At 45.3% G+C, this 12,380-nt stretch carries 9 protein-coding genes and 1 tRNA gene; 3 read left to right on the plus strand and 7 right to left on the minus strand.

Features of this window, described 5'->3' with window-relative positions; genetic code table 11:
• Positions 1-28: 28 nt before the first annotated feature.
• A complete protein-coding gene (locus AC3WTP_RS09330) occupies positions 29-886 on the minus strand; it encodes a VOC family protein (RefSeq protein WP_492394330.1) in 858 nt (285 codons plus the stop codon).
• A gap of 159 nt (positions 887-1,045) precedes the next feature.
• On the opposite strand from AC3WTP_RS09330, the gene catR reads away from it, so the two are divergent.
• Together catR and AC3WTP_RS09340 are read left to right on the plus strand one after the other, a co-directional pair.
• On the plus strand, positions 1,046-1,369 hold the full coding sequence (gene catR, locus AC3WTP_RS09335; RefSeq protein WP_492394331.1) for a catDE operon transcriptional regulator CatR: 324 nt from the start codon (positions 1,046-1,048) through the stop codon (positions 1,367-1,369).
• A 703-nt stretch (positions 1,370-2,072) separates the two neighbouring features.
• Entirely contained in the window at positions 2,073-2,975 is a 903-nt protein-coding gene (locus tag AC3WTP_RS09340; RefSeq protein WP_492394332.1) for an IS1595 family transposase, read from the plus strand.
• A gap of 589 nt (positions 2,976-3,564) precedes the next feature.
• Here the strand turns inward: AC3WTP_RS09340 and AC3WTP_RS09345 are convergent.
• From AC3WTP_RS09345 to AC3WTP_RS09365, 5 genes are all read right to left on the minus strand, one after another.
• A tRNA-Leu gene (locus AC3WTP_RS09345) sits at positions 3,565-3,650 on the minus strand.
• A 217-nt stretch (positions 3,651-3,867) separates the two neighbouring features.
• On the minus strand, positions 3,868-5,577 hold the full coding sequence (locus AC3WTP_RS09350) for an extracellular solute-binding protein (RefSeq protein ID WP_492394333.1): 1,710 nt from the start codon (positions 5,575-5,577) through the stop codon (positions 3,868-3,870).
• A 109-nt stretch (positions 5,578-5,686) separates the two neighbouring features.
• Positions 5,687-6,586, minus strand: coding sequence for a carbohydrate ABC transporter permease (locus AC3WTP_RS09355; protein WP_492394334.1), 900 nt, complete (start codon positions 6,584-6,586; stop codon positions 5,687-5,689).
• Positions 6,587-6,620: 34 nt separating this feature from the next.
• Positions 6,621-7,505 (minus strand): ABC transporter permease, encoded by an 885-nt coding sequence (locus AC3WTP_RS09360; protein WP_492394494.1) that lies wholly within the window; start codon positions 7,503-7,505, stop codon positions 6,621-6,623.
• A gap of 308 nt (positions 7,506-7,813) precedes the next feature.
• Positions 7,814-10,048 (minus strand): helix-turn-helix domain-containing protein, encoded by a 2,235-nt coding sequence (locus AC3WTP_RS09365; RefSeq protein WP_492394335.1) that lies wholly within the window; start codon positions 10,046-10,048, stop codon positions 7,814-7,816.
• Positions 10,049-10,317: 269 nt separating this feature from the next.
• Here AC3WTP_RS09365 and AC3WTP_RS09370 point away from each other — a divergent pair, with 269 nt between their 5' ends.
• Positions 10,318-11,364, plus strand: a complete 1,047-nt coding sequence (locus tag AC3WTP_RS09370) for an SIS domain-containing protein (RefSeq protein ID WP_492394336.1) — start codon at positions 10,318-10,320, stop codon at positions 11,362-11,364.
• 103 nt (positions 11,365-11,467) lie between these two features.
• Here AC3WTP_RS09370 and AC3WTP_RS09375 read toward each other — a convergent pair whose 3' ends face one another.
• Positions 11,468-12,364, minus strand: a complete 897-nt coding sequence (locus AC3WTP_RS09375; protein WP_492394495.1) for a DMT family transporter — start codon at positions 12,362-12,364, stop codon at positions 11,468-11,470.
• Positions 12,365-12,380: the final 16 nt, after the last annotated feature.

A 12,380-nucleotide genomic window follows, 5' to 3' on the forward strand; every position in this document is an offset into this window, starting at 1 on the left:
GGAAATATTATTTGTAAACTATTAGCCATCAAAATTGAGTTATATGAAGAGCAATCCGGTTATGAGATGGGTCACTCGTATACAACACTCCGTCTACTTCTTCATACTTAGTATTCTTCGCTACTAATGATTGAATTACTCGCTGCTTATAAGACTCAGATGGAATCGCAATCGAATATACTTTCATCCCTGCGCTTCGTGCATCCGGTGCAGGAGCCCCTACTCCATTCCATGTATTTAAGCCAACGTGGTGGTGGTATTTTCCGGAAGAGAGGAACAATGCTTGTGATTCGTATTCGCATACCACTTCATAACCAAGCACCTCAGTATAAAACTCTCTCGCCTCCTGCAAATTAGAAACATGCAAGTGAATATGCCCCATTAAAGTGCCAGCTGGCATTCCTGTCCACTTTTCACCATTTCCGGCAGCTAGTACTCCCTGTGCGTTTAACGGATCAGTTGTCATCAACACTTGATTATTATTCCAGGTCCAAGTCTCTGATGGACGATCGATATATACTTCAATGCCATTGTCATCAGGATCAGATAAATAAAGTACTTCACTCACAATGTGATCCGCTGCACCGATTCCTATCTGCTTCTCTGCTAAGTGTTCAAGGAACTTTCCTAGATCTGCTCGTGTAGGCAGCAATATAGCAAAGTGATACAAGCCTGATGTTCTTGGCTGTTTCGGTTTCACATCATGCGGCTGTTCAAGGATAATGAGCGGCGATGTGCCATCGGCCGTTAATGTGACTCTGCTTTCCTCCCGCTTCAAAACCTTAAATCCTAATAAATCAACATAAAATGCAATTGACCGCTCAAGCTGACTAACCTGCAGTGTTATATCGCGAATAAATAAATTCGGATGTGAATGGAATCCCATCATAGCACCTCTCTTCTTTGTGTACTTAACAAAAGCTAATTACTTTATGTAAGTTAGTATAAGATCGTACATTTTATTTGTCAAGCCACCAACTATAAAATATATATTGTTTTACTTTTTATTAGTTCCATATATAATAAATACATAGAGGTGAGGAACATGAATCAATCACAGTTGTGTCCCCGTTTTGAGAAAGCGGTCGGCATCATCAGTCAGCGCTGGACGGCACTTATCATCTATCAGTTGCTTAACAGCGGTCCTCAACGCTTCAGTGAGATCGAAGCTGCAATAACCATCAGCGGCAAAGTATTGTCTGAACGACTCAAGGAGCTTGAGCTTAAAGGGATCGTTAAGCGCGATGTATATCCGGAAACTCCCGTTAGGATTGAATATTCACTTACAGATAAGGGACTGTCTTTAAAGCCTTTGCTAATTGAAATCGAAAATTGGTCCAAAGAGTGGATCTCACCGGATGAAATATAAGGCAGCTGGAATGACTGACTATAGATAAAGAGGCTTGCCTTATAATCAGCTTAGCTGGTTAAGGGGACAAGCCTCTTGTCACTTTTTATGATTTCCAATTATCCTTGAACTCCCAACGCCTGTTTTTACCAAGCACATTTGACCTCTCTCCCTTTCACTCAGGCGGCACATCGCACTCTTCTTCTCGGCTTCGCCCTGTGTCATTCCCCTGTGGCATGTCTCTTCCAAGCTCTTTTGACCTTTCTCCCTTTCACTCAGGCGACACATCGCACTTCTCTTATCAGCTTCGCCCTGTGCCATTTCCCTGTGGCATGTCTCTTCCATGCTCTTTTGACCTTTCTCCCTTTCACTAAGGCGGCACATTGCGCTCTTCTTCTCGGCTTCGCCCTATGCCATCCCCCTACGGCATGTCTCTTCCAAGCTCTTTTGACCATTCTCCCTTTCACTCAGGCGGCACATCGCGCTCTTCTTCTCGGCTTCGCTCTGTGCCATTCCCCTGTGGCATGTCTCTTCCAAGCTCTTTTGACCACTCTCCCTTTCACTCAGGTTTCCGCACGTCTGACCATCTATAATATAGTCATCAGCTATTGTTGCAAAACAAAAAAATAACATAAAAATGGTTGATATGAGAACGTTTGTTTGGTATAATTTCACTATAAAGCAGGAACATTCATCCTTCTTCTGATATTCAGGAGGTTAATTTATGGAGAACTGGAACTCGTGGAATTCGCTTGAGGAACTATCTCTTCATTTTACGGACGAGCAAGTTTGTGTTTCCTACTTATACAATTTGAAATGGCCGCAGGGATTCGTATGTCCACGCTGCCAGCATTCGCATGCTTATGTCATTAATACAAGGCGGCTCCCGCTGTATGAATGCTGTGCATGTCATCATCAGACATCGCTCATAACTAACACTATCATGGAGAATAGCCGCACCCCATTGCACAAATGGATCACTGCCATATGGCTCGTTTCTCAGCACAATATTAATATCAACGCTGTTAAGCTGCGCTCTATTATCCAGGTTACTTATAAAACAGCTTGGTCTATGCTCCATAAGATCCGATCTGTTATCAGTACTATAGACACGGATTCTCCATTAGAACATAACGTTCAAGGAATTGTAGATTATCATTGCAAGCCACTTTTTCGTTCAACGCTGGAGCTTCTTCCTTATGAGCATCCTCTTATTGTTGCTGCTACCATTGGCACAGAGGATCAAATCATCCGCCTCAAGATGAAGACCGTCAATCGACAACACCTTTATGGTAGAAATCTGCGCCCTATTGCTTGCAGCCATTTTATTGATCTGCATACTCATACAGAAGCGTCTAATATCTCGATTATTACTCATCTCTACCGAGCACAGAAGTTTCATACTCTGAAGAGAGCTTTTAAACAAGCTCATAATTGGATGATTGATACATTCCACGGGATTGGAATCAAGTATCTGCAGCGCTATTTAGATGAATTCTGCTTTCGCTCCAATGCAAGCTCGGGGCGCTATTCTGCATGGGAACTCTTAATCAGTTCATCTATGTCCAGTCGCTACCGTACATTATTAAGACATAACACGATTTCCTCTCGATATCTAGCAGCGTAATTACCTTAACCTGATCAATTAAGGTCTATTAATTGTTGTGCACACGCCACTACTACGCAATCATTCTTAAAATGGTTGGTCATCATATCCTAAGAAGCCGCCTTTTTTGCCAGACTGATATTTTTTCGGTATCCATCTTACGATAATTGTCTTTGAAACTATACCTGTATAGTGGTCATTGCGTATATCGTACCTGAGACAATGGGATAATGGTCAAACGCTCTCTCAGACATACTCCTTCTTCTCCCGAGGCCGACTACTTATGTCGCTGATCACCGCTCCGAAGGTCTAGAGTTCCCACCTGACTTTAGGGGATAATGGTCAAATGCTCTCTCAGACATACTCCTTCTTATCATGAGACCGACTACTTATGCCGCTGATCACCGCCCCGAAGGTCTAGAGTTCCCACCTGACTTCAGGGGATAATGGTCAAATGCTCTCACAGACATGCTCCTGCTTCTCCCGAGACCGAATACTTATGTCGCTGATCAACGCTCCGAAGGTCTAGAGTTCCCATCTGACTTCAAGGGATTATGTATGAATGCACAAAAAAACTCTTGCAGCGCAAGAGTTCTGAATGATTAGTTTATGGTGCGGTAGAGAGGACTCGAACCTCCACGAGCGTACGCCCACTACCCCCTCAAGATAGCGTGTCTGCCATTCCACCACTACCGCACGTTTAAAAGTTAAAAAAGGAGTACTCGATTAATATAACATTATTATTGTCGATTGTAAAGTTGATTCACGCTAGTTCGCCGTTGGAACAATAATACAACGATAAAGCTCGAGGTCGTGGATTGGCACCTCCGATTCTTATAGCCAGATGGTTATGCCCTCTTCACGACCCCGCGCAGAATAGCCCGAGCTTGCCGCTGTATAACGCGAAATTCAATTATTTGATAGTCAGAGCTTTCTGATAGATCTCAATATACTTTTCGGTTTGCAGACCATCAAAGCCCTTTACATAACCGTTCCACTCTTTCTCGATATCTTTGGAGCCCGTAATAAATTGCGCCATATTCGACTTCACATAATCAATGATCGTCGTTTTTAGCTGTGCTGCAATCTCTGCATCTTCAAGAGCAATAAATATACTGTTAGGATACTTTTCCTTTGAATGGTAAGGCACGTATTTCTTCGACTCCATTTGCAGACGAGTGCCATAACCGCCTTCTGCTAACGGATCCTGAGGCGCAACCCATGAATCGCGATAAGCATACGTGCGGAGAGAAGGACCAATCTGCTCCCAGCCATCATTATGAGTCGGTTTCTTCTCTTGCTGTATAAACGCATATTTAGCCTGTTGGCCGTTAATATCCTTTTCGCCTGGCTCCGCCTTCTTCCAACCCTTTCCTTCCGGACCGTTTTCCTGAAGTACAATCGCTTCCTCGGTGAACAAATAATCAGCTAAGCGAATAGCGGCAATCTGCTGCTCCTTCGTTGCCTTGTTCGTAATCGCAAATTGCGAACTTCCGATCCCTGCAAAGTTAAGCGACTGCTGAACGCCGTTTGGACCTTTCAGCGGCGCAATCGTCACATAATCTTTATGGCGCGGCTGCTTATCCGACATATCGTATGCATAGCTTATTAACGCTGACGTAAGACCACCCAGCACATTGTCCGGCTCGCGGTTAGCTAACTGCTGAATAGCGTCTGCATTCTGTGTGAATGCCGCAGGATCGATCAAGCCTTCAGCGTATAATTTGTTAAGATAGAGCAGTCCCTGCTTCCACTCTTCCTTGTTCGCCACCAGATCGACCTTGCCATCCTTCACCATAAGGAACGTTCCCGCATTCTTCTCTGTATAATCGTCTACTATAAAGGAGTTCATCAAAAATGCAGAGATGTTGCCCACCCACATCTCGTCTGAACCAGTCAGCGGTATCTCATCCTGCTTGTTATTACCGTTCGGATCCTTCTCTTTAAACGCCTTGAGAACCTGATAGAATTCTTCTGTCGTAGTCGGTATTGGGAGGCTCAGCTTATCCAGCCATGCCTTATTGATCCACAGCTTCAAGGCATTATCACAGTGGAAGCATTCATTCACTTGTGGCAGAGCATAGATGTTGCCATCCGGCGCTGTGATCGATTGCTTGAGGTAAGAAATGTCCTCAATCGCCTTCATGATATTCGGTGCATACTGATCAATCAGATCATTTAACGGGATAAATACCCCCTGTTTGCCATACTTCATCTGTTCTTCCTTCGTTAGACCTCCCTGCAGGATTACTTCAGGATAATCCCCGCTTGCCAACATAAGCTGTTTGCGATCATTTAACGCATTTCCCGGAACGAGATCCCATTCGATCTTGATGTTTGTCTTCTCTTCCAAAAACTTGGTATAGGTGTTCGTCTCCATATTTTCAATAGTCGAAAGCTGTGGCGCAAACATCTTGATTGTCATCTGTTTATTCACGATTGGGTACGATCCGACTGGAGTGAATAGCTCTTCCTTGACCTCAGTCTTAACCTTGTCTCCATCTTTCTGACTTACAACAGGCGGCTCCTTCGCTACATCAGGATTGCATGCCGTTAGGACGAGCACACTGCATAATACGATACCAAGTATCCCCGCAAATGTTCTGCTCCATTTCTTCCCCATTCTGAAGACTCCCCTCAACATTAGATTATGGCTACAAGCTTCACAACTAGATCATGCATATTGCCTTAATGCCGTACCCCTTCCCACCTCCAATCTATAATCGATCTCATCAGCCCTTCAAGGATCCAATCATAACGCCTTTAACAAAATGCTTCTGTACAAACGGATAAATGATCAGCACTGGCGCGCTGGCCACCACAATCAATGAATATTTCAGCAGATCTTTAAGCCCTTGCTGTGCAAGCACCTGATCTGCATTCGCCAGCATCGTAGCGTCAACCGTATTCATAATTAAGATGTTTCGCAGCACGATCTGCAGCGGAAACAGATCCTGTGATCGCAAAAAGATCAGCGCATCAAAGTAAGCATTCCAATGCCCCACCGCATACATCAAGGTCATTACAGCCAATATCGGCTTTGACAAAGGCAGCACGACACTTGTCATGAAGCGAATATCACCGCATCCATCCAGCTCTGCTGCTTCTGCCAGTTCATCTGGAATCGTCGTTTGGAAAAATGTCCGCGCTATAATGACCTGAAATACAGCCATCGCACCTGGAAGGATCATAGCCCAGCGGGTATCCAGCAGATGCAAATTTTTCACAACTAAGTAAAAAGGAATTAATCCGCCGTCAAAGAGCATCGTTATGACCAGCAACACCATAACCACATGGCGTCCGTAAAATGTCTTTCGCGATAACGGGTAAGCCAGCATCACAGTCAGCACAACATTGAGCATCGTTCCGACCGCAGTATAGAAGAGCGAATTCGCATAGCCTGTACCAATCTGAGGATTCTGGAATACGGCTTTGTAGCCTGCGAATGTCATATCGATTGGAAAGATCCACACTTGGCCTGAAACCACTGCCTGCGGCGAGCTAAGCGAAGAACTAATGATATATAGCAATGGAAGCAAAATAATGACCAATATAATCGTCAAGAAAATATAGATCAGCGTGACGAGGATTCGATCCGCCGGAGATTCCTGAATGGTAGATGTTCTGGCCATAAGGGACCCCTTTCACCTATAAGGTTGTATGAACTTACCACAAGCTCGTACTGGACAGTTTCCGTGCAATATAGTTTACAGATACAAGCAAAATGAGATTAACAACGGAGTTAAAGAAGCCAATGGCTGCTGAGAAGCTGAAGCTAGAGCCTAACAAGCCAACCTTGTATACGTAAGTAGAAATGACTTCTGAGGTGCTTAAATTGAGGGGATTCTGCATGAGATATATTTTCTCAAAACCCAGCTTCATGATGTTTCCCAGGTTCAAGATCAACAAGATGACAGATACCGGAATGAGGGTTGGAATGTCGACGTTGATGATCTTCTGTAGACGTGATGCCCCGTCGACCTTGGCAGCCTCGTACAGTTCCGGATTGACTCCAGCCAGTGCGGCAATATATATGATTGCGCCGTAACCCGTATGCTGCCAGACGTCTGACCATACATAGATTGATTTGAACAAACCCGGGATGCCCATGAAGTTTGTATTTTCCATACCGAAAAATTGAAACAGCTTACTGATAATGCCTACATTCGGAGTGAGATTCACGATGATGATCGACACCATGATTACGGTTGAGATGAAATAAGGCGCGTAGGATATCATCTGGACGCTCTTCTTGAACAGGCCATTTCGGATCTCATTGAGAGCAAGCGCTAACAGTATAGGTGCTGGAAATCCTACCAACAGTCCATACACACTAATTCCTAGCGTGTTCTTGATATACAGCCAGAAGTTAGGCGAATCGAAAAATTGATTGAAGTACTTCATTCCGACCCATGGACTTGACCAGATCCCTTGAATGACATTGTAATCTTTGAAAGCGATTACGATTCCAGCCATTGGAATGTACTTAAAAATGATCAAGTAAACGAGAGGCAGGAAGATGACCAGATACAATTGCCAGTGCCGTCTCATTCGAATCCACGCAGACTTCCTGGCCGACCTCTTCACTGAGGAATCCGTCGGTAACACGTGTGCACTTACTGCATTCACTTGCTTGGACATGGCTGACTCTCCTTTCTTCGATGGGCCTACATGTCAGCGGTATCTTGATGTAAGTCTATAGCCGCCAGCACAGTGTCGACAAGATACAATAATTAACGAATGAACTATTTTCGTATCGTGGAAATAAAGCATAAAAAAGCAGCGCCGAACTCAAACGGCACTGCTATTCACGAGCAATCTTAAGATATAATATTCATTTTTCTTAGAATGAACCATTTTCACCCGTTCAGCCTTCGCGCTTCATCCATGCGATATTCTCCAGGCGAATAACCTGTCACCTTCTTAAAGACGCGACCGAACGAATTGGCGCTCGTATACCCTACCTGTTCAGCGATAATTTGAACCGGAGTCTGGGTCTCTTTCAACAAACGCTTAGCTTCCTGGAGCCGAATCTCGATCAGAAAATCAACGAATTTCTGACCCGTATGCTCCTTAAACAATCGACTCACATATTTGGCATTCATGTTGAATTCATCGCTTAACCACTCTAATGACATGTTCGGGCTTGTGAAATTGTGTTCAATAAAACTGCGCATATTCCGAATCATCGCCGCATGCTGCAGCTTGTTCAGGTCAGCTTCCAAAGCTAATGCAAGTTCATCAAGCACTTCCGCTATGTCAATTTGCATCTGATCTAGGGAATCATAGGTGTCGATGATCTCGCTCATTTGTTCCATACCTGAGTGCTGCCAGATCTCCTTCACCTCGGATGGCAGATGCGCTGCTTCACGATCGAGATGATAGATGAAATAATTCATGATGCTCATTATCTCATCCTTCGTTAGCAGGCCTTGCTTAAATTGAGTAAAGAGCGCATCGTACTTCTCTCTCCAGCCTTCCTCCTGCATTCGGAACGACTGTACAATCGAACGAATAGCTACAAGATGCGAGTATACTTCCACCTGGCCTTCTCTTGATATGTCTTCGCGAATAATAATACGGTTATCGCCAAGAACCATTTTATAATTGAGCGCTTCCTGCGCACCCTTGTATGCCTGCGCGATGTCGACCAGCTGATGAGCTGGCTCTCCAATCGCTATCGTAACGGTGAATTTTAAATTCTGCTCCGTCCACGCCCGAACATTATCCGCTATGCGCAGCAGCGATTGGGAATCAATCATGACATCCTCGTCGCGAATAAACACCAGCGTGCTCAATTGCGACGCTGAAGTCCATTCCGACCACTGCCTAACTTCCGACCTGGACGCAATATCTTGAATGAGGCTATGCAATGCAAACTTAAATAAATGCTGATCCTTGCGTGAAAATTGATTGCAGAATTCCCCATACTTATCGATCTCGACGATAAACATCGAAATCCGGCTTGTAGGCTCTGGAAGCTGTAATCGTATCGCTTCCTGCTTCCATTGTTCACGCGTGAGCGTAGTTCCATCTTCGATTAATTGATGGAATAGATGTCGCGTTCGCAAATGCAGATCCTCTCGATACTGCTGCTGGAACTGTCGTGCTTGCTCCATGACGTTATCGATAGCCGATTCGATAAATGAAAATTCATCTATTCGTCCTCGCTTCGTACCACTCGCTAGCGGCAGCATATAGCCGCTGACTCGGGCCGCCATCTGCTCTACCGGCCGTGAATTGCGCCTCGTAATAAATACAATCCAGATCAAACCGAACACAACCATCGTCAAACCAATAATGGACCATACGTTATACAGCATGGACACGATATTCATTATTCCGCCTCGAACAAATCCGCTCTCATACTGCCATTCGGTATATCCAGAGGTATAATCCGCAGTCACGTTTGATTCGTCTATATGGATATCGAGATTAAGCATCGCCTGCCCTGATCTGTCCCGAACTTGAATGAAGCTGTAGTTCGGATCGTGCATGTCGGTAGTCATTCGCCGCAAGCTGTCAGCGGCTACGTTCACAACGATCATCCCTTCATTATTCACCATGAAGGGAGCACCTCTGACCAGGCTCACGACTTGTTTCCCGCCTACCAATGGAAATTGCTCAAAGGTCCTTAGATTTGTCCATTTTACAGAAGCAGAGTCTTTGAATTGTTCAATGAACGCCTTATCAGGATAAGTGCTGACATAATCTCGGGTTGCATTGCTTAGAACATAGCTGTCGGAAAAACGGACAAGATAGATCGAATCGATAATGGGATAGTAGCTGATCATATCATTCATCTTCTTAACTGCACGGATATCGATATAAGCCGCTCTCTGTTCCGTTTGCGTGAAAAAATCCTGTAGATCTCTGCTATTAATAATCTCCTGCAGCACCATATTATCAATTGCCTTGAGCGAGGTATCCATTAGTCTCATGGCCTGCAAGGAAAGCTGCTTGTTGGCTTTCATCGCTTCCGTGCGGCCTTGTTCACTTATCAATTGAAAGCTTACGAAGAAGGTAAACGAGATGACGACTATAAAGATAGGCATATAAGAAAGCAGCAGCCTGTTAAACCACGATTGGCTCATCCCCATACCTCGCTTCATGAGATTTGGATAACTATATCCAAATGTTGGAACGTGCATTCATTTCGATTTTATGGGTTATGCACCTCTTATGCAATATAAACTTGCTTATATGTATCTAATTGGATATGTGGCCAGGAGTTCGGCAAAGTTACAACTATCCATGCAAATTCCTCTAAAATGATTGATTCAATCATTTTTATGATGTATTATTTCATTATAATGATTGTAAGCAATACAAATATCATTTTCCCTATATGAGGAGGCCTCCGATGAAGTCTTTAACGTATACCGAAACGAAGCAGCAATACAGCGCTTTACAACAAACCTACGACTACATGCTGTCCAAGCGGGATGAGCTTCAAGCCTTTTTCAAGTCCCTGTCTATTACTTCCGTTACCTTTACAGGCTGCGGCTCCAGCTACACCTTAAGTGAAGCAGCGGCATTCTCTGTTCGCAAACGTGCAGGCATGCCAGCAGCTGCGCTAGCAGGCGGCGATCTTATGCTCAACTACAAGCAATATCGCGCGATGCTGAATAACACCCTGCTCATCGCACCTTCTCGCTCTGGCAGCACGAGCGAGGTTGTCCAGGCTGTAGATGCGCTCAAGCAGGAGCAGCCGATACCTGTGCTGGCATTGTCCTGCGTTGCAGACTCACCGCTATCGAAGAAAGCCGACTTCTCGCTTGAGTTGCCATGGGCATTCGATCACAGCGTCTGTCAAACGCGCACGGTAACGAACCTCTACACCGCTAACCTGATGATTGCTGCCTTTATCGGCAACGATGAACGTTTAATTGCGGATATTGGAACAGCTATTCGCCAAGGTGAAGCGTATATGGAGCGTGTGGAAGCCGCTCTCGCACAGGCAGCCGATACGGACTGGTCGCATGCCGTTCTGCTCGCAGACGGCGAGCTCCAAGGACTCGCTGCCGAAGGAGCCATCGCATTAACGGAGATTGCGAAGGTGCAAGCGCACGCCTACCATCTGCTCGATGTGCGCCACGGACCGATGGTAACGATCGGTCCGAACACGCTTGTCATCGCTGTTCTCACAGACGAAGGCACTGATTATCAGCATAAGCTGATGCAGGATATTAAAGCCCGCGGAGCACTGGTTATCGCCTTTGGCGATCGCTCCAGCGTCGTGCCTGCGGAAGTTGTTGACCTTGCTGTTATCGCGGAAAGCGAGCTTGATATCGCGGCACAAGGAATTCCATTCATGTTCATCCCGCAGATCGTTGCTCTTGCCAGCGCCAAACGCCAAGGCATCAACCCGGATCAACCGGACGGACTCACAGCTTGGGTAAAGCTGTAAGCCCCGCCTTCATAAACATAGCAAAGGGCTGTTCCCTAGGTCGCTCAGACCTTCGGGAACAGCCCTTATTCATTCAACACGACAGCATCAATAGCTACTAGTGTTAAGTATTATAACGAAGCTCTTCTCGCAGCTTAACATCTTTCCTCTTCCCCGAGTAGTTTACGAAATAGATGCTAATGATGATCAGGATCAAACCGAGAAGAAGCGTATACGTGAACGGCTCATCCAAGAAGATCGTGCTCGTTAACACTGCAATAAGAGGTACGAGAAACGTAAACGACGCGACTCTACTCGCATCGCCCGTACTGACAAGCTTATAATAGATAACAAACGCAACAGGAATACCCAGCGTCGCACCAAACCCTAAACCGAGCAAGTAAGAACTGTTCCATACGATATCGGACCAACTCTCAACCCCAGTACCAATTCCCGTTAATATAGCCCCGCCTATTATAAATTGAAAGGCTACCATCCACATCGGATCTACCTTCGCGCTCTCTTTTTTCACATAGATGACACCCAGCGCCCAGCTTAGAGCCGTCAATAACGCCAAGATTACACCGATGATAGAGATCTCGCCTGTTATTCCATCAGAGCTGACCGTCAATATGCCGAGGAAGCCGACAATGAGGCCTGTAAGCTTAATGGCCGACATCCGTTCGCCCAGCCACATCCAGGCAAATAAACCGATCAACACAGGCTGAAAGTATACAATTACAGAAAACAACCCGCCTGGCAAATATAATAATCCGATACTTTGAAGTCCATAAAACAATACCGCGTTGAACAGGGCGGATATAACGTAACGAAACCAATTCTCACGCCACTTCAGCTTGTTCCCATACGGTATCAGAAATAAAGACAACAGCAGCCCTCCAAACAGCGACCGCATCCCTGCAAATAGAATAGGAGGAGTATAATCCAAAGCTACCTTGTATATGGGCCAGCTCAATCCCCAGATCAGAACGAGGCAGCCAATAGCTGCTGCTGTTTTCATTGAAGCCTTACTCACG

It is taken from the genome of Paenibacillus sp. EB106-04-04-XG159 (assembly GCF_058791835.1).